This window comes from Acidiphilium multivorum AIU301 (genome assembly GCF_000202835.1).
Taxonomy (GTDB): domain Bacteria; phylum Pseudomonadota; class Alphaproteobacteria; order Acetobacterales; family Acetobacteraceae; genus Acidiphilium; species Acidiphilium multivorum.
Window position 1 is genome coordinate 1,531,678 of the sequence record NC_015186.1, and the last position, 25,123, is coordinate 1,556,800.

The following is a 25,123-nucleotide window of genomic DNA, read 5'->3' on the forward strand; positions in this document are numbered from 1 at the left end:
CCGCCGCCGGATCAGGCGGCGTCGGACGCCCGCTCGGCCTTCTTGCGCGCGTGCGGATCGAGATGCCGCTTGCGCAGCCGCACCGCGCCCGGCGTCACCTCCACCAGCTCGTCATCCTCGATATAGGCGATCGCCTGCTCCAGGCTCATCCGGCGCGGCGGCGTCAGCAGCAGCGCGTCGTCCTTGCCCGCGGCGCGGATATTGGTGAGCTTCTTCTCCTTGATCGGGTTCACGTCGAGGTCGTTCTCCCGGCTGTGCTCGCCGATGATCATGCCCTCGTAAACCTTCTCGCCGCCGCCGATGAACAGCGTGCCGCGTTCCTGCAGGTAGAACAGCGCGTATTGCACGCTCTCGCCATCGGCATTGGCGATCAGTGCACCGTTGCGCCGCCCCTCGATCGTCCCCTTCCACGGGCCGTAACCGATGAAATGCCGGTTCATCACGCCGGAGCCGCGCGTATCAGTCAGGAACTCGCCGTGATAGCCGATCAGCCCGCGGCTCGGGATGTGGAAGGTCAGCCGCTGCTTGTCGCCGCCCGAGGGGCGGATATCCTGCAACTCGCCCTTGCGCCGGCTCATCTTCTCGACGACGACGCCGGAATACGGCTCGTCCACGTCGATCAGCACCTCTTCCATCGGCTCCTCGCGCGCGCCCGTCTCCGGGTTGTCACGGGTCAGCACGCGCGGCCGGCCGATCGTCAGCTCGAAGCCCTCGCGGCGCATCGTCTCGATCAGCACGCCGAGCTGCAACTCGCCGCGCCCGGCCACCTCGAACGCCTCGGTCTCGGTGGAGTCGGTCACGCGGATCGCGACATTGCCCTCCGCCTCGCGGAACAGCCGGTCGCGGATCTGCCGCGACGTCACCTTCTTGCCCTCGCGCCCCGCGAGCGGGCCGTCATTGATGCGGAAGGTCATCGACAGCGTCGGCGGGTCGATCGGGATCGCCGGCAGCGCGGCGCCGATCTCCATGGCACCGATCGTATCCGGCACGGTCGCCTCCTTGAGGCCGGCCACGGCGATGATGTCCCCGGCCGAAACCTCGTCCACCGGCACGCGCTCCAGGCCGCGGAAGGCGAGCAGCTTGGTCAGCCGCCCGGTCTCCACCGCGCGCCCGTCGAAGCTGATGACGCGCACCGGCATGTTCACGGTCGCCCGCCCCTGCTCGACGCGGCCGGTCAGCACGCGGCCGAGGAAGTTGTCGCTCTCCAGGATGGTCGCGACCATGGCGAACGGCGCGTCGGCGTCGAGGCCGGGCTCGGGCACATGGCTCACGATCAGGTCGAACAGCGGCGAGAGGTTCTCGCGCGGCCCGTCCAGCGTCGGCGTCGCCCAGCCCTGGCGGCCGGAGGCATAGAGCATCGGGAAATCGAGCTGCTCGTCATTGGCGCCGAGGGCGGCGAACAGGTCGAACACCTCGTTGTGCACCTCGTCGGCGCGGGCATCCGGGCGGTCGATCTTGTTGACGACGACGATCGGCTTCAGCCCGCGCGCCAGCGCCTTGCCGACGACGAACTTGGTCTGCGGCAGCACGCCCTCGGCGGCATCGACGAGGACGACCACGCCGTCCACCATGTTCAGGATGCGCTCGACCTCGCCGCCGAAATCGGCATGGCCCGGCGTGTCGACGATATTGATCCGCACGTCGCCCCACTGCACGGCGGTGCACTTCGCGAGGATGGTGATGCCGCGCTCGCGCTCGAGGTCGTTGCGGTCGAGCGCGCGCTCGGCCACCTGCTGATGCGCGCCGAACGAGCCGGACTGCTTGAGAAGATTGTCCACGAGCGTGGTCTTGCCATGGTCGACATGGGCGATGATCGCCACGTTGCGCAGCTTGGTCTCGGTCATGATTCGGGTCTTTCGGGGTTCAACGCGGCTCCTCTACACGTTTTGCAGTGCAAAAGCGAGCTTCGTGACGCAGACGGGATATGAAGAGATGAAAAAGGGACGGCCGAAGCCGTCCCCCTGCCCGGCCAGCGCGGCCCCGGCGCCTATCGTGCCGAGGGTGCCGGCGCCGGCATCATCGGCTCGCCGCCATGCGCGGGCATTCCGCTGCCGCCCGGCGCCGGCATCGCCGAACCGCCGCCCGGCGCGGGCATCGGCATGCCGGCGCCGGCCGGGTGGTCGATCATCGTCATCGCCCGATGGATCAGCATGCGCGCCTGCTCGTAGTCGCCGCTCTCGACGGCGCTGCGGGCCCGCCGCACCGCATCGATCGCCGGTGTGCGGATCGCTCCGTTCACACTGCCCTGCACATAGGAGTTGGTCAGCAGGTCCGTCTCCGCCCGGCCGAGCGCGACCCGCGCCCGCGTCGCCTGATGCGCCGCGACCGCCTGCCCGGCGATGCCGAGATAGGTCCCGGCCGAGGCGTCATAGGGCACGGATCCGCCCATGCGGGTCGGGGCCGGCGCCTGCGCGAGCGCCATGCCCCCCGTCAGGGCCAGCGCAAAACCAGTCAGCAGAACGGTCTTCATGATGGTCTCCTTCCTCGAAATGCCGCCCCTGCGGCACCGCGCCGCCGCGCAGGCGCGCGACAGCGGTCCCGGCGTGCAACTTTGGGTCCGGCACGGCGCGGGGCAACCATGCCCGCGTCACCGCACGATTAAACCGTTGTCACGAATTCCCGCCCCCGGCTTGACGGCAGCCGGTGCAGCGCTGGCAATTGGCGTCATGAACCGGATTCGCGCCATCGCCCTGATCGGCCTGCTCGGCTTTTCCTCCGGCCTGCCGCTCGCCCTGTCCGGCTTCACGCTGCGGCTCTGGCTCGCCCGCGCCAACCTGCCGCTGGAGGCGATCGGCTTCACCGCCAATCTCGGCATCGCCTATTCGCTCAAGTTCCTCTGGGCGCCGGCGCTCGACCAGTTCCGCCCGCCGCGCCCCTTCCGCGCGCTCGGCCGCAGGCGCGGCTGGCTGCTGCCGATCCAGCTCTGCCTCGCCGCCGCCGTCCTCGCCCTCGCCCTCACCCGCCCGGCGCACGCCCTGGCCGCCACCCTGCTGGCCGGCGGCCTCGTCGCCTTCCTCTCGGCCAGCCAGGACATCATGATCGACACCTGGCGGATCGAGTTCTTCCCCCAGCACCTGCAGGGCGCCGCCACCGCCGGCTATGTCTGGGGCTATCGCGCGGCGATGCTGATCTCCGGCTCCGGCGTCATCGCCCTGTCCACCGTCACCGGCTGGCATGTCGCGATCCTCGCGATGGTGCCGCTCCAGCTCGTCGGCGCCGCCGCAACGCTGGCCTGCGCCGAACCCGCCCCGCCGCCGGCGCGCGGGCCGGTCTCGATCGGCGCCCGCTTCCGCGAGGCGGTCATCGCCCCGCTCGCCGATTTCCTCAGCCGCGAGGGCGCCTGGATCATCCTCGTCTTCGTCATCCTGTTCCGCCTCGGCGAGGCGCTGGCCGGGGTGATGCTCGCGCCCTACTACACCCATCTCGGCTTCGACCGCGCGACCATCGCCATCGCCAACGGCCCGCCCTCGCTGGTGGCCGTCCTCGCCGGCACGGCGCTCGGCGGCGTCGCCGTGGCCCGGCTCGGCGTCGGCCGCGCCCTGCTCACCGCCGGCGCCTTCCAGACCCTCACGCTGATTCTGTACCCGCTGCTCGGCCTCTACCCGCATCTGCCGCACATCCTGCTGGCGACCAGCGTCGCCGAGAGCTTCGCCGAAGGCATCGCCGATGCCGCCTTCATCACCTATCTCTCCGGCCTCTGCACCAAGGCCTACACCGCGACGCAATACGCCCTGCTCTCCTCGGTCGCAGCCCTCGCCCTGCGCACGATCGGCGGCTTCTCCGGCGTCCTCGCCCATGCGATGGGCTGGCTGCCCTTCTACGAATTCACCGTGATCTCGGCGCTGCCGGCGATGGCGGTGATGCTCTACATCCTGCGCCGCTATCCGCCCGCGCCGGCCGCCCTCGCCGCGGAATGAGCCGCGGCGGTCAGCCCGCCGCCGCCTCCAGCGCCGCCTCGGCCTCCAGCCAGGCCGCCTCCTTGACCTCGATCTCGCCGGCGATGGCGGCGAGGCGGATATTGATCGCCGAAATCTCCTCCGGCTTCGCCCGCGCATAGAAACCGGCATCGGCCAGCTTCGCCATCAGCGTCCGCTTCTCCGCCTCGAGCCGGCCGATCGCCGCCTCGGCGTCGCGCGCGGCCTTGCGCAGCGGCGCGGTCGCCTCGCGGGCGACGGCGCGGGCCCGCCGGTCGTCCTTCGCCGCCGGCGCCGCCTTGCGCTCGGCGGTGCCGGACGGCTTCTGGGTGATCAGCCGGCGATAGGAGTCGAGATCGTCGTCATAGGCCGCAACCCGCCCGTCCGCGACGAGCAGCAGCCGGTCGGCCACGAGGTCGAGCAGATGCGTGTCATGGGTCACCAGCACCACCGCGCCGGCGAAATCGGTGATCGCGCGCACCAGCGCCTCGCGGGCATCGATGTCGAGATGGTTGGTCGGCTCGTCGAGGATCAGCACCTGCGGCGCGTCGCGCGTGGCGAGGGCGAGCAGCAGCCGCGCCTTCTCGCCGCCGGAAAGCTGGCCGACCACCGTCTCCACCCGGTCGGCGTCGAGGCCGAACCGCGCGGCCTGGGCGCGCAGTTCCGTCACCGTCGCCTTCGGCAGCGCGCGGGCGAGATGGCCGAGCGGCGTGTCCACGAGGTCGAGATCGTCCTCCTGGTGCTGCGCGAAATAGCCGACGGTGATGCCCCTCGTGCGGAACGACGTCCCCGCCATCGGCTCCAGCCGCCCGGCCAGCGCCTTGGCCAGGGTCGACTTGCCGTTGCCATTGGCGCCGAGCAGGGCGATCCGGTCCTCCATGTCGATCCGCAGCGACACCTCGCGCAGCACCGGCTTGCCGTCATAGCCCAGCGTCGCGCGGTCGAGGGCGAGCAGCGGCGGCGAGAGCGGCCGCGGTTCCGGGAAACTGAACCGCGTCGGCGCGTCCTCGACGATCGTGTCGATCACCGGCATCCGCGCCAGCGCCTTGAGGCGGGACTGCGCCTGCCGCGCCTTGGTCGCCTGGGCGCGGAAGCGGTCGACGAAGGCCTGCATGTGGGCGCGCTGGGCGGCGATCCGCGCCGCCTCGCGGTTCTGCTGCTCGGCCCGCTCGGTGCGGATGCGGACGAATTCGGCAAAGCCGCCCGGCGTCAGCGTGATCCTGCCGCGGTCGAGATGGGCGATGGAGTCCACCGCGCGGTCGAGCAGGTCGCGGTCGTGCGAGACCATCAGCACCGCGCCGGGGAAGCGGGCGAGCCAGGTCTCCAGCCACAGCGTCGCCTCGAGATCGAGATGGTTGGTCGGCTCGTCGAGCAGCAGCAGGTCGGGGGCGGCGAACAGCGCGGCGGCGAGCGCGACGCGCATCCGCCACCCGCCCGAAAAGCTCGACATCGGCCGGTTCTGCGCCGCCTCGTCGAACCCGAGCCCGGCGAGAATCGCCCCGGCCCGCGCGGGCGCCGATTCAGCATCGATCGCGATCAGCCGCTCATGGATCGCCGCCAGCCGCTCGGGTTCGGCGCTGGCGGCCTCGGCGAGCAGCGCGCCGCGCTCGGTATCGGCGGCGAGCACGACGGCGGCGGGCGTGACCGAACCGGCCGGCGCCTCCTGCGCCACCGTGCCGAGCCGCGCGCGGCTGGCCAGGCGGATGCTGCCGCCATCCGGCGCATGGGTGCCGGCGATCAGCTTCAGAAGTGTGGATTTTCCAGCGCCGTTGCGCCCGATCAGGCCGACCTTGCGGCCGGGATCGACGACCAGCCCCGCCCCTTCCAGCAGGGCGCGGCCGGCGATGGAAAAGGACAGGTCTTCGATCCGCAACAGGCTCATGGCCGCTTGCTATCGCACAAGCCGGGACTTGCCCACCCCGGCCCGGCCCTGTAAGGGCGCGCGCGACGGCTCAACTCCAGACACGAGGCTCCCCATGGCAACCGAACGCACCCTCTCGATCATCAAGCCCGACGCCACGCGCCGCAACCTCACCGGCCGCATCAATGCGAAGTTCGAGGAAGCGGGTCTGCGCATCGTCGCCCAGAAGCGCATCCGCCTGACCAAGGACCAGGCCGAGGCGTTCTATGGCGTCCACAAGGAGCGTCCGTTCTTCGCCGGGCTGGTCAGCTTCATGACCTCGGGTCCGGTCGTCGTCCAGGTTCTGGAAGGCGACGACGCCGTGGCCCGCAACCGCGCGATCATGGGCGCGACCGACCCCAGGAAGGCCGAGGCCGGCACCATCCGCGCCGAATTCGCCGAGGACATCGAGGCGAACTCCGTCCACGGCTCCGACGCGGCGGACACCGCGGCGCAGGAAATCGCCTTCTTCTTCGCCGGCGTCGAGATCGTCGGCTGATCTGACCGGCACATGCAAAAAAGGGGGCCTCGGGCCCCCTTTTTCATGCCGCGGTCACGCGGGTCTCAGGGCGCGCGGCCGAGATTGACCTGGTTCGGATTGGTCACCGCGCCGCCGATCGCGCCCACGGCGCCGCCGATCAGCGCGCCCGTCGCCGCCGAGCCGCCCGTCGCAGCCCCCAGGATCGCACCGGTGCCCGCGCCGATCGCGCCGCCAGAGAGAGCCCGCTGGCCGGGCGTATAGCCGCAACCCGCCAGCCCCAGCGCCACCACCGAGAGCAGCACGGGAACGATTAGCACCTGTTTCGATCTCACAGTCATTTCGGGATCTCCTTGTTTTGTTTCAAGCGATATAGGGTTTCGCGTTGCGACTGCATGGCCCCCGCATGTCGGCATTGTAACGGCGACAATCGGGCGACTTCGTGGCATCGCCGCTCCGCAGCCTTGTGAACCGCGTTTACAGCCTGTAATCCGGCCCCTGCATCGACACTCCCGGAAGGGTGCGTTACCAGACCACGTTGTTGAACCATTGCTTGACTGGGAACCAGTGCCCGGGATCACACCCGAACCCGGCCTGGCCGCGCGGAAAGGATTTCATGCTCTCCAGGCTTCTCGGGCTCATGTCCGCCGACATGGCCATCGACTTGGGCACCGCCAACACGCTCGTCTACGTGAAGGGGCGCGGCATCGTTCTTGATGAACCCTCTGTGGTCGCGATCGCCGAGGTGAAGGGGCGCAAGCAGGTGCTTGCCGTCGGCGAGGAGGCCAAGCACATGCTCGGCCGCACGCCGGGCAACATCTCCGCCATCCGCCCGCTGCGCGACGGCGTGATCGCCGATTTCGAGGTGGCGGAGGAGATGATCAAGCACTTCATCCGCAAGGTGCACAACCGGCGCGGCTTCGCCTCGCCGCTGATCATCGTCTGCGTCCCCTCCGGCTCCACCGCGGTCGAGCGCCGCGCCATCCAGGAAAGTGCCGAGAGCGCCGGCGCGCGCAAGGTGCTGCTGATCGAGGAGCCGATGGCCGCGGCGATCGGCGCCGGCCTGCCGGTCACCGAGCCCTCGGGCTCGATGGTGGTCGACATCGGCGGCGGCACCACCGAGGTCGCGGTGATCTCGCTCGGCGGCATCGTCTATGCCCGCTCGGTCCGCGTCGGCGGCGACAAGATGGACGAGGCGATCATTTCCTACCTCCGCCGCGGCCACAACCTGCTGATCGGCGAATCCTCGGCCGAGAAGATCAAGCTCGACATCGGCGCCGCCTGGGCCGACCCGCTGACCGACAATGACTGGCACGAGGTGAAGGGCCGCGATCTCATCAACGGCGTCCCGCGCGAGGTCAGGGTCACCCGCGCGCAGATCGCCGAGAGCCTCGCCGAGCCGGTCGGCCAGATCGTCGAGACCGTGAAGGTCGCCCTCGAGAACACGCCGCCCGAACTCGCCGGCGACATTGTCGACAAGGGAATCGTGCTGACCGGCGGCGGCGCGCTGCTCCGCGGCCTCGACGACGTGCTGCGCGATGCCTCCGGCCTGCCGGTCGTCGTCGCCGACGAGGCCCTGCAATGCGTCGCCAAGGGAACCGGCCGCGCGCTCGAGGAACTCAAGCGTCTGCGCTCCGTGCTGTCGACGATGTATTGATCGCCGGCGCCGGGGTGTGCATCGTAGCGGTCTGGAGGAACTGAACATGGCGATCCGCAAGATCCTGCTGCCCCTCGCGGGCGTCGCTTCCGCCCGTGCCGCGCTCGGCACGGCGCTGATGCTCGGGGCGCGCTGGCGGGCCCATGTCCACGCCCTTCACGTCCGCACCGACACGCGCGATGTGGCCCCCCTCGCGGGCGAAGGGCTCTCCGGCGCCATGATCGAGGAGATGATGGCGACCACCGAGAAGGAGGGCAACACCGAGGCCAGGGCGCTGTCGGCGCTGTTCGACGCCGAAACCGCGGCCCACGGCATCGCCGTCGGCGCGCCGGTGCGCGACGCCAGCGGCGCCGTCGGCCAGGCCAGTGCCTGGTTCAGCTCGATCGTCGGCCGCGAGGAGGAACTCGTCGCCAGCGAGGCGCGCCTGTCCGATCTCATCGTCGTCCCGCATCCGAAATCGGCCGAGGAAGTCGCCTCCGCCGACGCGCTGCACGCCGTGCTGTTCGATTCCGGCCGCCCGGCGCTGATCGCCCCGGTCGAGCCGGCCGAGATGATCGGCTCCCGGATCGCGATCGCCTGGAACGGCACCGCGGAAAGCGCCTCGGCCGTCGCCTCCGTGCTGCCCTGGCTCTCCGGCGCGCAGCAGGTCCGCATCTTCCACTCGAACGACTATCAGCGCCAGGGTCCCGCCGCCGACCAGCTCGCCAGCTATCTCGAACTGCACGGCATCGCCGCGGACATCACCGAGTTCCGCGCCATCGACCGCAGCGCCGGCGCCGGCCTGCTCGCCGCCGTCACCGAATTCGGCGCCGACCTGCTCGCCATGGGGGCCTATTCGCATTCCCGCCTCCGCCAGCTCATCCTCGGCGGCGTGACGCGGCATGTCCTCGAGCACGCGCGGCTGGCGGTGCTGATGAACCGGTAGACAGGCGCGCGGATGTTCGGCGTCGAGGACGAGGCCACGGAAGCGGCGGTCCGGGCCTATGTGAAGCTGATGCGGGCCAGCCACGCCGTTCTCGCCCGCACGCAGGCGCGGCTGGCCGCCGCCGGCCTGACCCATGTCCAGCTCGGCGTGCTCGAGGCGCTGCTGCATCTCGGCCCCCTCACCCAGCGCGACCTTACCCGCAAGCTCCTCACCAGCCCCGGCAACCTGACCGACGTGATCGACAAGCTGGCCCGCCGCGGCCTTGTCGAGCGCGTCCAGTGCCCGGAAGACCGCCGCAGCGTCCGGGTCGTCCTCACCGCCGATGGCCGGCGCTTCATCGAGGAGTTGTTCCCCCGCCACGCCGGCGACATCGCCGCCGCGATGGGCGGGCTCGACGGCAAGGATCTCGCGGCGCTCGATGCGCTGCTGCGCCGGCTCGGCCTGGCGGCGGCCGGGGATTGAACGCCGGTCGAGGCGGCCTATATCGTTCGATATCGAATAATATCACGCCTCACCGCGGTGGGTCGTGCAGGAGAAAGACGATGATCGACATCCGCCCCTTCGACTCGATCGGCCGTTTCCGCAACGAATGGCTGAACGCGCATCACCACTTCAGCTTCGGCAGCTATCGCGATCCCGCCCGCATGGGCTGGGGCGCGCTGCGCGTCTGGAACGACGACGAGGTCGCGCCGCAGACGGGCTTCGACCCGCATCCGCATCGCGACATGGAAATCGTCACCTTCATCCGCCAGGGCGCCATCACCCATCAGGACAATCTCGGCAATCGCGGCGTCACCCGCGCCGGCGACGTGCAGGTGATGCATGCGGGCACCGGCATCGTCCACGCCGAATACAATCTCGAGGACGAACCCACCCGCCTGTTCCAGATCTGGATCATGCCGGACCGCCGCGGCGTCGAACCCGGCTGGGCCACGCGCGCCTTTCCGCGCGCGGCCGGCTCGGGCCTGCTCGTGCTGGCCGGCGGCCGGGCCGGCGATGCCGAGGCCGGCGCGCTCCCCCTGCATGCGGACGCCGCCGTGCTCACCGCGCGTCTTGCGCCCGGCGAACGCGTGACCCACGAGATCGCGCCGGGCCGCGCGGCCTATCTCGTCCCCGCCACCGGCGCGGTTACCGTCAACGGGCGGGCCGCCGCCGCGCGCGACGGTGTCGCGGTGAGCGGGGAACGCGCGATCGTGATCGAGGCCGGCACGGAAGAAACGGAACTCGTCCTTGTCGATGTTCGAGAATGAAACGAGTTTCATGGGGCCGGGATAGTGCTGTTTAGGAACCGCGCTATATCCGCATACGGGCGATCGATCCATTTCGGGAACTGTCCCGCCTGCGGAATGGATACTGTATCGGATCGGCGCCCTGCCTGCTGCGACGCTCCCGGCGGCGCATCTCGCGCCCCCTTGCGGGGCGGCCCATCTCCCGCCGGCGCCGCCGGCCGAACAAGAAGGATAGACTGAATGAAACTGTTCCTCGCCCGCCGCCGGCCCGGGCAGCTCGCTGCCCTCACCGCCGTCATGCTGGCCGGCGGCACGCTTGCCGCGATTTCGCTCGACAGCGCCTTCGCCAACGACAAGGCGTTCGACGCCACGTCGAAAGTCCAGAAGGACTTCAAGCCGATCCCGAGCTTCGCCCCCCTGGTCAAGGACGTCAGCCCCGCGGTCGTCTCGGTGACCGTGCATCTCAAGGTCCAGCAGGCCGACAACACGCAGGCGCAGAACGGCATGCCGCCCGGCATGCCCTTCGCCTTCCCCTTCCCCTTTCCGCAGCCGCAGCAGCCCCAGGCCGTGGAAGCCAAGGGCTCGGGCTTCTTCATCTCGTCCGACGGCTACATCGTGACCAACAATCACGTGGTGAAGAACGCGAAGTCGGTGTTCGTCACGCTGTCCGACGGATCGAAGCTGCCGGCCAAGATCGTCGGCACCGACCCGAGCACCGATCTCGCGGTGCTCAAGGTCAAGCGCGACAAGCCCTTCCCCTACCTGCAGCTCGGCGACTCGGCGAAGGTCGTGCCCGGCCAGTGGGTGATCGCGATCGGCAACCCGTTCGGCCTCGCCGAAACGGTGACGACCGGCGTCGTCTCCGCCCTCGGCCGCGACATCGGCGACGGCCAGTACGACAGCTTCATCCAGATCGACGCGCCGATCAACGAGGGCAATTCCGGCGGCCCGCTGCTCAACCAGCGCGGCGAGGTCATCGGCGTGAACACCGCGATCCTCACGCCGTCCGGCGGCTCGGTCGGGATCGGCTTCTCGATCCCCTCCGACATGGTCAGGCGGATCGCCGACGAGCTGATCAAGTCCGGCCACGTCACCCGCGGCTTCATCGGCGTGCAGGTGCAGACGATCACGCCGGAAATGGCCCAGGCCATGGGCGTTCCCGTGCATGACGGCCGCGCCGACGGCGCGCTGATCGCCGAGACCATGCCGAACGGGCCGGCGGCCAAGGCCGGCCTGAAGCCCGGCGACATCATCACCAAGGTCGATGGCAAGATGGTGCGCGACCCGCGCGAACTCGCCCTCGCCATCTCCGGCATCAAGCCGGACGGCAAGGCCAGCATCACCTATCTGCGCGGCGGCGCGTCGCACGAGCTGAACCTGCGCGTCGAGAAGATGCCGGCCAATGCCGAGGCGGCGTTCGCGCCGGGCGGCAGCCAGAGCGGCCCGGCCATGCACAAGCCGGAACTCGGCCTCTCCCTCGCCCCGCTGAGCGATGCCGCCCGTCAGCAGCTCAACCTGCCGGACAATGTCTCGGGCGCGCTGATCGCCCATGTCGCGCCGAACTCCCCGGCCGACGAGGCCGGGCTGCGCTCGGGTGACGTCATCGTCGGCGTCGGCAGCATGACGGTGAACAACCCCGACCAGGCGGTCGCCGCGATCCGCAAGGCAGAAGCCGCGAAGGCGAAGGCGATCGCGCTGCGGGTGATGCGCGGCAACCAGGCCCTGTTCGTCGCGGTGCCGCTGCCCAAGGAAAAGGCCGGCAAGTAAGGGCGAACCGTTTTTCCGCCCGGCCGGGCAAGCGGGGCACAGCATACTCTCCGCGGCCCGGCCGGGAACCGGTTTCTGCTCAATTCGCCTCCGGCTCTTGCGGGCCGGAGGCGTTTCTGTTTTCGAAAGGATATTCCTTACGGAAACGGGGCCGTCATGACCATGACCGACATTGCAACCGGCGCGCTCGATGCCGATCTCGCGGCGCTCGAGGCGGAAAGCATCGAGATCATCCGCGAAACCGCTTCGGGGTTCCGCAACCCGGTGATGCTCTATTCGATCGGCAAGGACAGCTCGGTGATGCTGCATCTGGCGATGAAGGCGTTCTACCCGGCGAAGCCGCCCTTCCCGCTGATGCATGTCGATACCGGCTGGAAATTCCGCGAGATGATCCGTTTCCGTGACGAAACGGTGCGGCGCCTCGGCCTCCGCCTCATCGTCCGCCACAACGCCGAGGCCGCCGCCCGCGGCGTCAACCCGTTCGACTACGGCGCCTCGACCTACACGCAGGTGATGAAGACCGAAACGCTGAAGGCCGGGCTCGACGAGCTGCAGTTCGACGCGGCCTTCGGCGGCGCCCGGCGCGACGAGGAAAAATCCCGCGCCAAGGAGCGCATCTTCTCGGTCCGCACCGCCGGCCACGGGTGGGACCCGAAGGCGCAGCGGCCGGAAATCTGGAACCTGTTCAACACCCGCCTCGCCCCCGGCCAGACCATGCGCGTCTTCCCGCTCTCCAACTGGACCGAGGCGGATATCTGGAACTACATCGCCCGCGAGAACATCCCCGTCGTGCCGCTGTATTTCGCGAAGGAGCGCCCGGTGGTCGAGCGCGGCGGCCAGCTCCTGATGGTCGATGACGACCGCCTCCCCCTCCGCCCCGGCGAGGTGCCGCAGCTGCGCAGGGTCCGCTTCCGCACGCTCGGCTGCTACCCGCTCACCGCCGCGATCGAGTCCGATGCCGAAACGCTCGAGGCGGTGCTCGCCGAAATGCGCGAATCCCGCGTCTCCGAGCGCCAGGGAAGGCTGATCGACCACGACGATGCGGCGGCGATGGAAAAGAAGAAGCGCGAGGGATATTTCTGATGAACGAGATGAGCACGACCGCCTCCCGCTCGCTGCTGCGCCTGCTGACCTGCGGCTCGGTCGATGACGGCAAGTCCACCCTGATCGGCCGGCTGCTGTTCGACACCGACAACATCCCCGACGACCAGCGCGCCGCCCTCGAACGCGATTCGCGCAAATACGGCACCGACGGCGCCAATATCGACTACGCCCTCCTCGTCGACGGGCTCGAGGCCGAGCGCGAGCAGGGCATCACGATCGACGTCGCCTACCGTTTCATGGCGACGAGGCGGCGCAAGTTCATCATCGCCGACACGCCCGGCCACGAACAGTATACCCGCAACATGGCCACCGGCGCCTCCACCGCGCAGCTCGCCATCCTGCTCGTCGACGCGAGCCAGGGCCTGCTGACCCAGACCCGCCGGCACGCCTTCATCGCCGACCTGCTCGGCATCCGCCACGTCGTCCTCGCGGTGAACAAGATCGACCTGATCGGCTTCGACCAGGCGCGCTTCGACGCCATCGCCGAGGAATTCCGCGCCCTCGCCGCGCGGTTCCATTTCGAGACGATCACCCCGATCCCGCTCTCCGCCCGCCATGGCGACAACGTCGTCCATCGCAGCGCGCGCATGCCCTGGCATGACGGCCCCACCCTGCTCGAGCATCTGGAGACCATCGAGCCCGGCGGCACCGGCGCCGGGCCGTTCCGCTTCCCCGTGCAATGGGTCAACCGGCCGGACGCCGATTTCCGCGGCTATGCCGGCACGCTCGCCGGCGGCGAGGTGAAGCCGGGCGACGAGGTGGTGGTCGCCGCCTCCGGCCAGCTCACCCGCATCGCCCGCATCGTCACCGCCGATGGCGACCGCCCCGCCGCCCGCGCCGGCGATGCCGTCACCCTCACCCTCGCCGACGAGGTCGATCTCTCCCGCGGCGACGTGCTCGCCAGTCCCGGCGCCCGGCCGGACGTCGCCGACCAGTTCGCCGCCGACCTCGTCTGGATGGCCGAGGCGCCGCTCTTCGCCGGCCGGCCCTATATCGTCAAGCTCGGCACCGCGACGGTCTCCGGCGTCGTCTCGCGCATCAAGCACAAGGTCAACGTCAACAATTTCGACGAACTCGCCGCCGATTCGCTCACGCTGAACGAGGTCGGCTCGGTCAATGTCGCCCTCGCCACCCCGGTCGCCTTCGATCCCTACACGCTGAACCCGCGCACCGGCGCCTTCATCCTGATCGACCGGATGACCAACGCCACCGTCGCCGCCGGCATGATCCGCCATCCGCTGCGCCGCGCGAGCAACATCCACCGCCAGGCGCTGACCATCGACCGCGCCGCCCGCGAGGCGCTGAACGGCCACCGCCCGGCGATCCTCTGGTTCACCGGCCTGTCCGGCTCCGGCAAGTCGACCATCGCCAACGCGCTGGAGACGAAGCTGCACCTGCTCGGCGCGCACACCTACCTGCTCGATGGCGACAATGTCCGCCACGGCCTCAACCGCGACCTCGGCTTCACCGATACCGACCGGGTGGAGAACATCCGCCGCGTCGCCGAGGTGGCGAAGCTCTTCGCCGATGCCGGCATGATCGTGCTGGTCAGCTTCATCTCGCCCTTCCGCGCCGAGCGCAACATGGCGCGCGAACTCGTCGAGCCCGGCCTGTTCCACGAGGTCTTCGTCGACACGCCGATCGAGGTCTGCCGCCAGCGCGACCCGAAAGGCCTCTACCGCAAGGCCGATGCCGGCGAGATCCGCAACTTCACCGGCATCGACAGCCCCTACGAACCGCCGGAAGCGCCCGAATTCCACCTGCGCACCACAACGGCGGACCCCGACGCGCTGGCCGAAGCGCTCCTCGCCGCGCTGCGCCCGCAACTCGGCCTCGGCCTCTGACGGCCCCGTCTCCGGCCGCCCCGCGCGGCCGGAGAACACTAGCCGAGAGCCGCCGCCGGCGCCTATAAGCCGGCATGTCGTACAACAGTTTCGGCCATCTCTTCCGCGTCACCACCTGGGGCGAAAGCCACGGCCCCGCGATCGGCTGCGTCGTCGACGGCGTGCCGCCGCGCATCCCGCTCTCGGAAGCGGACATCCAGCCCTTCCTCGACCGCCGACGGCCCGGCCAGTCCCGCTTCACCACCCAGCGCCGCGAGCCGGACATCGTCCGCATCCTCTCCGGCGTCCATGGCGGTGTCACCACCGGCACGCCGGTCGCCCTGCAGATCGAGAACACCGACCAGCGCTCGCAGGACTACGCCAACATCGCCGACCGTTTCCGCCCCGGCCATGCCGACATCGCCTATCACTGGAAATACGGGGTCCGCGATCCGCGCGGCGGCGGCCGCTCCTCGGCGCGGGAGACGGCGACGCGCGTCGCCGCCGGCGCGATCGCCCGCAAGATCCTCGGCGAGCGCGTGCGCATCCGCGGCGCGCTGGTGCAGATGGGCCGGCACGCGATCGACCGCGCCCGCTTCGACTGGGACGAGGTGGACCGCAACGCCTTCTTCTGCCCCGACCCCGAGGCCGCGAAGGCCTGGGCCGAGGAGCTCGACGCCGTGCGCAAGGCCGGCTCCTCGCTCGGCGCCGTGGTGGAAGTCGTCGCCGAGGGCCTCTCCCCCGGCCTCGGCGCGCCGGTCTACGCCAAGCTGGACGCCGATCTCGCCGCGGCGATGATGAGCATCAACGCGGTCAAGGGTGTCGAGATCGGCGACGGTTTCGCCGCCGCCGCCCTGCGCGGCGAGGAGAACGCCGACGAGATGCGGATGAACGAGGACGGCACGGTGCGCTTCCTCGCCAACCATGCCGGCGGCGTGCTCGGCGGCATCTCGACCGGCCAGCCCGTCATCGTCCGCTTCGCGGTGAAGCCAACCAGCTCGATTCTAACCCCGGTCCACAGCGTCGATTCCGATGGCGACGAGGTCGATATCCAGACCAAGGGCCGGCACGATCCCTGCGTCGGCATCCGCGCGGTGCCGGTCGGCGAGGCGATGATGGCCTGCGTTCTGGCCGACCAGCTGCTGCTGCACCGCGCCCAGTGCGGCGAAACCGGCGCCGGGCGCCTGCCGCTGGCAAAAAAGTGATAGCGGCCGGGCGTGACGTGAGGTAGACGATTTGTCCATGAACAATTCACGCGCGCCCGCCGGCATCCGGACCCAGGTCAACGCCCTGATCGAGCGTGCCGGCCGAAAATCCTGGGCGGCGCGCATCGAGCGCCTGCATGACGAGGCGGCGTCGAGCCCCCGTTACGGCCGGCTGGTCGCCCTGCGCCACGCCGCCGAATTCGCCGCGGAGAAAGTCGCGCGCGACCTGCCCCTCGCGCCGGTGGACCATGTTCTCGCCGCCCGTGTCGCGGCGCTCGAACCCCTCGCCGCCGGGCTCGACGATGCCGGGCGCGTCCGCTTCGAGGCCGCGCTCGCCGCGGCGCTGGAGGATGACGGCACGCTGATCCCGCTGCTCCACCTGCACGATACCGCCGAGCGCCACCGCGCGATGGGGTTCGAGGTCGCCTTCGCCGGGCTCGAGGACGGCGCGAGCTTCGACCTGCTGGCCACGCGCGAGGGCGCGGCGGTGGAAATCGCCTGCGACACGCTCTCCGCCGAGGCCGGCCGCCTCGTGCATCGCGCCGCCTGGATGCGGCTGATGGACCGGATCGACCCCGACCTGCAGACCTGGCTCTCCGCGCATCCCGGCCGCTACCTGCTGAAAATGACCCTCCCCCGCGGCCTGCGCGAGGCGGGGACCGACGGCACCGAGGCCCTCGCCGAACTGCACCGGCGGATCAACTTCATGCTCGCCTCGGCCAGGCGTTCGGATCACGACGAGGCCGCCGTCCTCCGGCTCGACCCGCTGATGCTCGCCGCCGCCCAGGCCAGCGAGAACGGGCTGATGAACCGCCTGCGCCACGAATTCGGCCCCGAGGCCAATCTCGCCGTCACCGGCGACGGCCAGGGCGTCTTCGTCCTCGCCGCCCGCGCCGGCAGCGAGAACGAGGTGGCGGTGGCCATGCGCAACCGCCTCGCCGCCCTGGCGCCGTCGCGGCTGACCGGCACCCGCCCCGGCATCCTCGCGATGTTCATCGAGGATACCGACCGGCTGGAATGGCGCCTCCTGCGCGAGCAGCTCGCGCTGGAGGGCGAGGCAAGGCAGTTCCTCACCTTCCCCGAGGCGAGGCCGGTCGTCGCCGTCACCTGCACCTCGCGGATCGAACTCTGCGCCGTGGACGGTGCCGATGCGCTGCGCTTCCGCAACCCGACGCATCCCGCCGGCAAGCTGCCGGCCCTCGCCCCCGCCGTGCTCTCGGTTTGCTGAACGCGCCCGGCGGGTCCGATCCTCGCCAAGGGTTGTCAAAGGGTCACCTTCGGCCCAGTCTCCCCGTGCCGGTCACCGCACCGGCCACCATAATGGGGAGAGAAACATGAGTTCTGGAACCGTGCGCCGGGTGCGGCGCAACTCCGTGGGCATCCTTGCCGTCGCCGCGCTGACGGCACTCCCGTTGCTGGCCCACGCCAAGCCGAAGCCCATCGTGGTCGGCATCACCGCCTGGCTCGGATCGATTCCCGGCCGTTCCATCGCCGATGGCGCCACCCTCGCCGCCGAGGAAATCAACGCCAAGGGCGGCGTGAACGGGCGGCCGATCAAGCTCGTCATCGAGGACAACCACAATTCCACGACGGACGCGATCCGCTCGTTCCAGCGCATGGTCAGGGAGGACCACGCGGTCGCCATCGTCGGCGACTTCACCAGCGAGGTGGGCCTGGCGCTCGAACCCTGGGCGGCGCGCATGCACGAGCCGTTCCTCATCACCGGCGCCGCGTCGAACAAGCTCACGGAATTCGTGCACGCCAACTACGCCCAGCACAAATACATCTTCGAGCCCAACCTGAATTCCGGCGAACTCGCGCAGAACATCTGCGATGCGGCGAAATCCGTCCTCGTCGGCAAGCTCCACATGAAGACCGCGGTCGTCATGAGCGAGGACGCCGCCTGGACCCTGCCGCTCGACGCCGGCTTCAACAAATGCCTGCCGAAAGCCGGGCTCAAGGTGCTGAAGGATATCCGCTTCGCGCCCAACACCTCGGACTTCACCCCGATCTACCAGCAGATCGAGGCGATGCACCCGGACGTGATCATCACCGGCTGGGCCCATGTCGGCGTGAAGCCGACCACCCAGTGGGCCGAGCAGAACGTGCCGATCCCGCTGATGGGCATCAGCTCGCAGGCAACCTCGACCACCTTCTGGAAAGCGACCAACGGGGCAACCCAGGGGGTCATCACCATCGCGCCGGCCGCCGCCGGGGTGGCGATCACGCCGAAGACGCAGCCGTTCATGAAGGCCTACCAGGCGAAATTCCACACCTCGCCGGCCTATACCGGCTTCACCACGTATGACGCGATGTACGCCCTCGCCGCCGCGATCGAACGGGCGAAATCGACCAAGGCGGGGCCGCTGGTCGCCGCCCTGGCCAAGACCGACCGCGTCGGCACCGAGGGGCCGATGCAGTTCAACGGGCCGAAGGCGCGCTTCGCCAACGGCATCGTCTATGGCAAGGGCCACGTCCGGTGGATCGACGTCCAGTGGCAGGACGGCACGCAGAAGGTCATCTGGCCGGCGGATCTCGCCAACGCGAAGCCGAAATTCCCGAGCTTCGTGAAGCTGCCGGGCTCGAAATAGCCCGTCCCGCCGGCCAGACCCGAACGGCCCGCGGCCGGAGGCCATCCTCCGGCCGCGGGTTTTTCCTGCCGCCCGGTCTGGACTTCGCGGCGCGGGGCCGCGAAACATCCGCCATCACCCAGTCCAACGGAGTATGTCGATGTCCCGTCTCACGCTCGAAGCCGCCAACCGCATCATCGAGGGCGCCCGCGCCAGGGGCCGCGAACTCGGCCTCGCGCCGCTCACCGTCGTCGTGCTCGATGCCGGCGGCCACATGATCGCCCTCGCCCGCGAGGACGGCTCGGGCATCGCCCGCGTCGAGATCGCCACCGGCAAGGCCTGGGGCGGCCTCGGCGTCGGCGCCGGCTCGCGCATGCTGTTCGACCGCTGGAACGCCGGCGGCGCCGGTTTCGTCACCGCCCTTGCCGCGGCGACCGGCGGGCGCATGGTGCCGGTGCCGGGCGGCGTGCTGGTCACCGCCGACGGCGCCGTGCTCGGCGCGGTCGGCATTTCCGGCGACACCTCGGACAATGACGAGGCCTGCGCCATCGCCGGCATCGAGGCCGCCGGCCTCACCCCCCGCGCGAACTGACGGCCCGGCGCGCCGGAAGGCCGTTCAATCGTCTGGTCGCAAGCCGCCGTCCCCGGCCGGGCACGCCGCCCGGCCGGGGCACGCTTTCAGCCGGCCCCGTCGCCCAGCGGCACGACGATCCAGCTCGTTCCCGTCGGCCCGCCCACCAGCAGCGGCACGACGTGCCGGCTCGCCTTCACGCCGTCCTGCAAGGCCGCCGCGGTCGTGACGAAATGCGGCCCGACGGCCTCGATCAGCGTATCCGGGAGCAGCCCGGCCCGCGCCGCCGGGCCATCCTTGGCGACCGTGATCACGATCACGCCCGCCCCGCCCGGATGCGCGGCCACACCGATGCCGAGCGCCGGAATTTCCGTCGGAACCAGCGCGGGCTTCGCCGCCGGCTTGCCGGTCTTTCCCTTGGCGGCCGGCGCCGGCTCGATCGTGATCGCCGCCTCCTCCGTCCTGCCGCCGCGTTCATAGGTCATCCGCGCCTCGTGCCCGACCGGGATCTCCGCCAGCGCGACCTTGAAGTCATGCACCGTGGCCACCTTCCGGCCGTTCACCGCCGTCACCACGTCGCCCGGGCCGAGCTTGCCGGCGGAAGGCCCGTCCGCGACCACGCCGCCGACCACCACCCCATCGGTCGAGGCCAGATGCCAGGCCGCCTTCATGTCCTCCGACACATGCTCGATCCGCAGCCCCGCCCAGCCGCGCTTCATCGCGCCATCGGCGATGATCGCCGCCGCCACCGGCCGCACCATGCTCGACGGAATCGCGAACCCGATCCCGACCGACCCGCCCGAAGGCGAGTAGATCGCCGAATCGACGCCGATGACCTCCCCCTTCGCGTCCAGCAGCGGCCCGCCCGAATTGCCGCGGTTGATAGCGGCGTCGGTCTGGATGAAATCGTCATACGGTCCCGAGCCGATGTCGCGGTGCAGCGCGCTCACCACCCCCGCCGACACGCTGAAGCCGAGGCCGAACGGATTGCCGATCGCCACCACCCAGTCGCCGAGCACCAGCTGCGAGCTGTCGCCGAAATGCAGGAAGGGCACCGGATGATGCGCGTCGATCTTCAGCACCGCGAGATCGGCCTTCTTGTCCGAGCCGACCAGCTTCGCGGTGAAGATCGAGCCGTCATGCATCGTCACCTTGATCTCGCTCGCCCCGGCGATGACGTGATGATTGGTGACGATATAGCCGGTCGGGCTGATGAAGAACCCGGTGCCGAGCGCCTGCTCGGCCTTCGGCGGCACGATCAGCGTGCTCGTGTCCGCCGGCTCCGATTTCGAAGGCGCCGCCGCCCCCTGGTCGGGCGGCGGCATCTCGCCGGACTTGTCGCCCTTTCCCTTGGAGGGATCGATGCTCTCGATATCCACCACGGCGGGCAGCGCCGCGCGCGCCACCTGCGCGACCGCGGGCGGCGCCGGCACGGCATGGGCCGGGGACGAGGACAGCAGCAGGCCGAGCGCGAGGGCCGCGCCGGCGGTCGGAACCAAAATCGCGAAACGCATCATCCTGTCAGAGTGAGGCGAGATCGCCGATCCGGCAAGAGACCATCTCGCGGATTTGCGCGGGCGTGGCCCCGGCGTCCCGCAGATCGCGCAGCGTCGCCGCCCGGTCGCGCTTGGCCAGCCGCCGCCCCGCCGCGTCGCGGATCAGCGGATGATGGGCATAGGCCGGATGCGGCCAGCCCAGCAGCGCCTGCAGCAGCACGTGAACATCCGTCGCCGCCCGCAGGTCCTCGCCCCGCGTCACATGCGTCACCTCCTGCGCCGCATCGTCATGGCAGACGCAGAGATGATAGCTCGCCGGCACGTCCTTGCGCGCCAGCACCACATCGCCATGCGGCCGCGGATCGGCCTCCACCCAGCCTTCCGCCGCCTCGTGATAGCGCAGCCGCCCGGCCATCGCCGCGGCCCGGTCCATCCGCAGCCGCAGCGCATAGGGCTCGCCTTGCGCCGCCCGCGCGTCCGCCAGCGCCGGATCGAGCCCGCGGCAGGTGCCGGGATAGGCCGCCTCGGCCCCGTGCGGCGCGCCGAGGGCCGCGGCAATCGCCGCCCGCGTGCAGAAGCACCGGTAGAGCAATCCCATCGCCTCCAGCCGCGCCAGCACCGCCCGGTACTCGTCGAAATGCGCCGACTGCACCCGCACCGCGCCATCCCAGGCCAGGCCGAGCCAGGCCAGGTCCTCCAGGATCGCCTCGGCGAATCCGGGCCGGCAGCGCCCGGCATCGATATCCTCGAGCCGCAGCAGGAACCGCCCGCCCGCCCCGCGCGCCAGGTCGTGCCCGGCCATGGCCGAGGCCGCGTGGCCGAGATGCAGGTAGCCGGTCGGGCTCGGCGCGAAACGGGTGACGATGGACATCGGCCTCCACGATGATACGCTCCCCCGCAAATGCAAGGAGCAGGACTTCATGGCTGAACTGGACGGACCGCGCTGGGGCCCGGCGAACGGCGGCAAGGCGCGGCAACTGGTGGTGCTGTGCCACGGCGTCGGCGCCGATGGCAACGACCTGATCGACCTCGCGCCCTACTGGGCCCGCGCGATCCCCGATGCCGCCTTCGTCGCCCCGCACGCGCCCGACCCGTTCGACCTCGCCCCCTTCGGCCGCCAGTGGTTCCCGATCGGCACGCTCGACCCGCACGCGCTCGGCGGCGGCGTGCGCCGGGCCCGCGCGGCGCTCGACCCGTTCATCGACGCCGAACTCGCCCGCCTCAGCCTGCCGGCCGATGCCTATGCGCTGATGGGCTTCAGCCAGGGGGCGATGACCGTGCTGTTCACCGGCCTGCGCCGGGCGGTGCCGCCGCGGGCGATTCTCGCCTATTCCGGCGCGCTGCTCGCCCCCGAGTCGCTGCCCGCCGAACTCGCCGGCCGCCCGCCGGTCCTGCTCGTCCATGGCGAGGCCGACGAGATCGTCCCGCCCTCCCGCTCGCGCGATGCCGAGGCCGCCCTGCGCGCCGCCGGCGTGCCGGTCGAGAGCCTCCTTGTCCCGAAACTCGCCCACGGAATCGACGATTCCGGGCTGTCCCTCGGCGCCCTCACGCTCCAGCGCGCCTTCGCCGCCCCGGCCTCGCCCGCGTGACAAGCTGTTGACATTGCGAAACCCGCCTTGCGGCCCCGGGTCGTTGGCGCCATATTTCACTCATGGAATCGGTGCAGAACATTGCAGGGCGTTTCCAGTCCGAGGCCGGCCCGGTGATCTGGTCGCCCTTCTGGGAGCGGTTCAGTAATGCCTGACGGCGGGCAGAACTTTCCCGCCCTCGTGTTGAACGCGGATTTCCGTCCGCTCTCCTATTTTCCGTTGTCGCTCTGGTCCTGGCAGGACGCCGTCAAGGCCGTCTTCCTCGACCGCGTTTCCGTCCTGTCGGAATACGAGCACGAGGTGCATTCCGTGTCCTCGGCGATGCGCCTGCCCTCGGTCATCGCGCTGAAGGATTTCGTCCCCGGCCTGCGCCAGCCCGCCTTCACCCGCTTCAACGTCTTTCTCCGCGACGGCTTCACCTGCCAGTACTGCCACAGCCGCCTGCCCGCCCCGGAACTGACCTTCGACCACGTCATCCCGCGCGCCCGCGGCGGCCGCACCACCTGGGAGAACGTCGTCACCGCCTGCGGCGCGTGCAACCTGCGCAAGGGCTCGAAACTCCCGCGCGAATGCCACATGTTCCCCTATGAAACGCCGCGCCGGCCGAACAGCTGGGAGCTGCAGGACCGCGGCCGCGCCTTCCCGCCCAACTACCTGCACGAAAGCTGGCGCGACTTTCTCTACTGGGATACCGAATTGGAGACCTGATCCGGTTTCATCCGCCTGCCATATCGGCTATCCGTGCGGAACGGAGAGCCAGAATGAACAAGCCGATACCCAATTCCCTGCGCACCCTGCCCGACGACCGCGGCCGCTTCGGCGAGTTCGGCGGCAGGTTCGTCGCCGAAACCCTGATGCCGCTGATCCTCGAGCTCGAGGCGGCCTACGAGGCGGCGAAGGACGATCCCGATTTCATGCGGGAATTCCAGTATTACCTGCAACATTATGTCGGCCGCCCCAGCCCGCTCTGGTTCGCCGAGCGGCTGACGAAGGAACTCGGCGGCGCCAAGGTCTATTTCAAGCGCGACGAGCTGAACCACACCGGCGCGCACAAGATCAACAACTGCATCGGCCAGATCCTGCTCGCCAAGCGCATGGGCAAGACGCGCATCATCGCCGAGACCGGCGCCGGCCAGCACGGCGTCGCCACCGCGACAGTGGCCGCCCTCTTCGGCCTGCCCTGCATCGTCTACATGGGCGCCACCGATGTCGAGCGGCAGCAGCCCAACGTCTTCCGCATGAAGCTGCTCGGCGCCGAGGTCCGCCCCGTGACCTCCGGCGCGTCGACGCTGAAGGACGCGATGAACGAGGCGCTGCGCGACTGGGTCGCGAATGTGCGCGACACCTTCTACATCATCGGCACCGCCGCCGGCCCGCACCCCTATCCCGCCATGGTGCGGGACTTCCAGTCGGTCATCGGGGTCGAGGCCCGCGCCCAGATGATGGAGGCCGAGGGCCGCCTGCCGGATGTCGCGATCGCGGCGATCGGCGGCGGCTCCAACGCCATCGGCCTGTTCCACGCCTTCCTCGACGAGCAGGTGAAGCTGATCGGCGTCGAGGCCGCCGGCCGCGGCCTCGATTCGGGCGAGCACGCCGCCTCCCTCTCGCGCGGCCGCCCCGGCGTGCTGCACGGCAACCGCACCTACCTGCTGCAGGACGATGACGGCCAGATCCTCGAGGCCCACTCGATCTCCGCCGGGCTCGACTATCCGGGCATCGGCCCCGAGCATTCCTACCTGCACGATATCGGCCGCGTGGAATACGTGTCCGCGACCGACGACGAGGCCCTCGCCGCCTTCCAGCTCTGCTGCCGCACCGAGGGGATCATCCCCGCCCTCGAGCCCTCGCACGCCCTCGCCCATGTCGCGAAGATCGCCCCCGGCATGGACAAGGAGAGCATCATCCTGATGAATCTCTGCGGCCGCGGCGACAAGGACATCTTCACCGTCGCCCGCCATCTCGGAGAACAGATTTGAGCCGCATCGCCGCCACCTTCGCCCGCCTCCGCGATGAGGGCCGGGCGGGCCTGATCCCCTTCGTCGAGGCGTTCGACCCCGATCGCGAAACCTCCGCCACCCTGCTCGCCGGCATGGCCGCCCGCGGCGCCGACCTGATCGAGATCGGCATGCCCTTCACCGACCCGATGGCGGACGGCCCGACCATCCAGCAGGCCGGCCGCCGGGCGCTGCGCGCCGGTGCGACCCTCGCCGGCACGCTCGGCCTGGTGCGCGACTTCCGCGCTGTCAACGACACCGTGCCGCTGATCCTGATGGGCTATCTCAACCCCATCCTCTCCTACGGCGTCGAGCGCTTCACCGCCGATGCCGCCGCCGCCGGCGTCGATGGCGTCATCGTCGTCGACCTGCCGACCGAGGAGGCCGACCTGCTGCTGCCGCATCTGCGCCAGCACCGCATCGACCTCATCCGCCTCGTCGCCCCCACCACGACGGACGAGCGCCTGCCCGTCGTGCTCAACGACTCCTCCGGCTTCGTCTATTACGTCTCGATCACCGGCATCACCGGCACCCGCACCGCCTCCGCCGAGGATCTCGCGCGCGACATCCCCCGCGTCCGCAAGGCGACGGACATGCCGATCGCCGTCGGCTTCGGCGTCCGCACCCCCGCCCAGGCCGCAACGGTGGCGCGGTTCGCCGATGCCGCCGTGGTCGCCTCGGCGCTGATCGACAAGCTCGCCGCCGGCCTCGATGCCGACGGCAAGGCCCCGCCCGCCATCGTCGAGGCGGTGCTGGACGATGTCGCCGCCCTGGCCGCGGCGGTGCGCGGCGAGCGCCGCGCCGCCTGAGGCGGTCAGAGCACTTTCCGATCCTTCCGGATCGGATGTAGTGCTCTATCGTATTGATAAAAAACAATAGTTTGGTGGCCTGCCTGTCCCTG

23 protein-coding genes are annotated in these 25,123 nt (G+C 70.1%); 17 read left to right on the forward strand and 6 right to left on the reverse strand.

From position 1 onward, the window contains the following. Positions 1-11: 11 nt before the first annotated feature. On the reverse strand, positions 12-1,844 hold the full coding sequence (gene typA / locus ACMV_RS06700) for a translational GTPase TypA (protein WP_007422590.1): 1,833 nt from the start codon (positions 1,842-1,844) through the stop codon (positions 12-14). A gap of 143 nt (positions 1,845-1,987) precedes the next feature. Then, positions 1,988-2,470: a flagellar export chaperone FliS gene (locus ACMV_RS06705; protein ID WP_013639940.1), complete on the reverse strand. Its 483-nt coding sequence runs from the start codon at positions 2,468-2,470 to the stop codon at positions 1,988-1,990. Positions 2,471-2,666: 196 nt separating this feature from the next. Here ACMV_RS06705 and ACMV_RS06710 point away from each other — a divergent pair, with 196 nt between their 5' ends. Beyond that, positions 2,667-3,917 carry an AmpG family muropeptide MFS transporter gene (locus tag ACMV_RS06710; RefSeq protein ID WP_013639941.1) on the forward strand — a complete coding sequence of 417 codons (1,251 nt, stop codon included), beginning with the start codon at positions 2,667-2,669 and terminating at the stop codon, positions 3,915-3,917. A gap of 10 nt (positions 3,918-3,927) precedes the next feature. Here ACMV_RS06710 and ACMV_RS06715 read toward each other — a convergent pair whose 3' ends face one another. Next, positions 3,928-5,796 carry an ABC-F family ATP-binding cassette domain-containing protein gene (locus ACMV_RS06715; RefSeq protein ID WP_013639942.1) on the reverse strand — a complete coding sequence of 623 codons (1,869 nt, stop codon included), beginning with the start codon at positions 5,794-5,796 and terminating at the stop codon, positions 3,928-3,930. A gap of 94 nt (positions 5,797-5,890) precedes the next feature. Here ACMV_RS06715 and ndk point away from each other — a divergent pair, with 94 nt between their 5' ends. Further along, entirely contained in the window at positions 5,891-6,313 is a 423-nt protein-coding gene (gene ndk / locus ACMV_RS06720; protein WP_011942152.1) for a nucleoside-diphosphate kinase, read from the forward strand. Positions 6,314-6,378: 65 nt separating this feature from the next. On the opposite strand, the gene ACMV_RS06725 is transcribed toward ndk, so the two are convergent. Continuing rightward, positions 6,379-6,633, reverse strand: a complete 255-nt coding sequence (locus tag ACMV_RS06725; protein WP_048858383.1) for a YMGG-like glycine zipper-containing protein — start codon at positions 6,631-6,633, stop codon at positions 6,379-6,381. 275 nt (positions 6,634-6,908) lie between these two features. Here ACMV_RS06725 and ACMV_RS06730 point away from each other — a divergent pair, with 275 nt between their 5' ends. From ACMV_RS06730 to ACMV_RS06780, 11 genes are all read left to right on the forward strand, one after another. Then, on the forward strand, positions 6,909-7,949 hold the full coding sequence (locus ACMV_RS06730; protein WP_013639945.1) for a rod shape-determining protein: 1,041 nt from the start codon (positions 6,909-6,911) through the stop codon (positions 7,947-7,949). A 46-nt stretch (positions 7,950-7,995) separates the two neighbouring features. Beyond that, positions 7,996-8,874: a universal stress protein gene (locus tag ACMV_RS06735; RefSeq protein WP_013639946.1), complete on the forward strand. Its 879-nt coding sequence runs from the start codon at positions 7,996-7,998 to the stop codon at positions 8,872-8,874. A 12-nt stretch (positions 8,875-8,886) separates the two neighbouring features. Then, positions 8,887-9,336, forward strand: coding sequence for a MarR family winged helix-turn-helix transcriptional regulator (locus ACMV_RS06740; RefSeq protein ID WP_007423051.1), 450 nt, complete (start codon positions 8,887-8,889; stop codon positions 9,334-9,336). Positions 9,337-9,416: 80 nt separating this feature from the next. After that, positions 9,417-10,124 carry a pirin family protein gene (locus tag ACMV_RS06745; RefSeq protein WP_011942156.1) on the forward strand — a complete coding sequence of 236 codons (708 nt, stop codon included), beginning with the start codon at positions 9,417-9,419 and terminating at the stop codon, positions 10,122-10,124. 219 nt (positions 10,125-10,343) lie between these two features. Then, complete coding sequence (locus ACMV_RS06750; RefSeq protein ID WP_011942157.1) at positions 10,344-11,870, forward strand: Do family serine endopeptidase; 1,527 nt, start codon at positions 10,344-10,346, stop codon at positions 11,868-11,870. A gap of 156 nt (positions 11,871-12,026) precedes the next feature. Continuing rightward, complete coding sequence (cysD, locus tag ACMV_RS06755) at positions 12,027-12,953, forward strand: sulfate adenylyltransferase subunit CysD (protein ID WP_007422036.1); 927 nt, start codon at positions 12,027-12,029, stop codon at positions 12,951-12,953. Then, positions 12,953-14,818: a sulfate adenylyltransferase subunit CysN gene (gene cysN / locus ACMV_RS06760; protein WP_007422035.1), complete on the forward strand. Its 1,866-nt coding sequence runs from the start codon at positions 12,953-12,955 to the stop codon at positions 14,816-14,818. Before cysD ends, cysN begins: the two co-directional genes overlap by 1 nt. 74 nt (positions 14,819-14,892) lie before the next feature. Further along, positions 14,893-16,002 carry a chorismate synthase gene (gene aroC, locus ACMV_RS06765; RefSeq protein WP_007422034.1) on the forward strand — a complete coding sequence of 370 codons (1,110 nt, stop codon included), beginning with the start codon at positions 14,893-14,895 and terminating at the stop codon, positions 16,000-16,002. 37 nt (positions 16,003-16,039) lie between these two features. Then, positions 16,040-17,230: a hypothetical protein gene (locus ACMV_RS06770; protein ID WP_007422033.1), complete on the forward strand. Its 1,191-nt coding sequence runs from the start codon at positions 16,040-16,042 to the stop codon at positions 17,228-17,230. A gap of 106 nt (positions 17,231-17,336) precedes the next feature. Beyond that, a complete protein-coding gene (locus ACMV_RS06775) occupies positions 17,337-18,593 on the forward strand; it encodes an ABC transporter substrate-binding protein (protein ID WP_013639947.1) in 1,257 nt (418 codons plus the stop codon). 139 nt (positions 18,594-18,732) lie between these two features. Continuing rightward, complete coding sequence (locus ACMV_RS06780) at positions 18,733-19,164, forward strand: GlcG/HbpS family heme-binding protein (protein WP_007422031.1); 432 nt, start codon at positions 18,733-18,735, stop codon at positions 19,162-19,164. An 86-nt stretch (positions 19,165-19,250) separates the two neighbouring features. Here the strand turns inward: ACMV_RS06780 and ACMV_RS06785 are convergent, their stop codons facing one another. Together ACMV_RS06785 and gluQRS are read right to left on the reverse strand one after the other, a co-directional pair. Then, positions 19,251-20,657, reverse strand: a complete 1,407-nt coding sequence (locus ACMV_RS06785; protein WP_231844500.1) for a trypsin-like peptidase domain-containing protein — start codon at positions 20,655-20,657, stop codon at positions 19,251-19,253. A gap of 7 nt (positions 20,658-20,664) precedes the next feature. Then, entirely contained in the window at positions 20,665-21,510 is an 846-nt protein-coding gene (gene gluQRS, locus ACMV_RS06790) for a tRNA glutamyl-Q(34) synthetase GluQRS (protein ID WP_013639950.1), read from the reverse strand. Between the two features lie 49 nt (positions 21,511-21,559). Here gluQRS and ACMV_RS06795 point away from each other — a divergent pair, with 49 nt between their 5' ends. The 4 genes from ACMV_RS06795 to trpA all read left to right on the forward strand — a co-directional run bounded on the left by ACMV_RS06795 (position 21,560) and on the right by trpA (position 25,031). Beyond that, the gene (locus tag ACMV_RS06795; protein WP_013639951.1) at positions 21,560-22,228 is read left to right on the forward strand and encodes an alpha/beta hydrolase; all 669 of its coding nucleotides are present in this window, start codon (positions 21,560-21,562) and stop codon (positions 22,226-22,228) included. Positions 22,229-22,375: 147 nt separating this feature from the next. Next, positions 22,376-22,936, forward strand: coding sequence for an HNH endonuclease (locus ACMV_RS06800; RefSeq protein ID WP_007423024.1), 561 nt, complete (start codon positions 22,376-22,378; stop codon positions 22,934-22,936). A 53-nt stretch (positions 22,937-22,989) separates the two neighbouring features. Continuing rightward, positions 22,990-24,204: a tryptophan synthase subunit beta gene (gene trpB / locus ACMV_RS06805; RefSeq protein WP_007423023.1), complete on the forward strand. Its 1,215-nt coding sequence runs from the start codon at positions 22,990-22,992 to the stop codon at positions 24,202-24,204. Beyond that, positions 24,201-25,031: a tryptophan synthase subunit alpha gene (trpA, locus tag ACMV_RS06810; protein WP_011942165.1), complete on the forward strand. Its 831-nt coding sequence runs from the start codon at positions 24,201-24,203 to the stop codon at positions 25,029-25,031. Before trpB ends, trpA begins: the two co-directional genes overlap by 4 nt. The last annotated feature ends 92 nt before the right edge of the window (positions 25,032-25,123 follow it).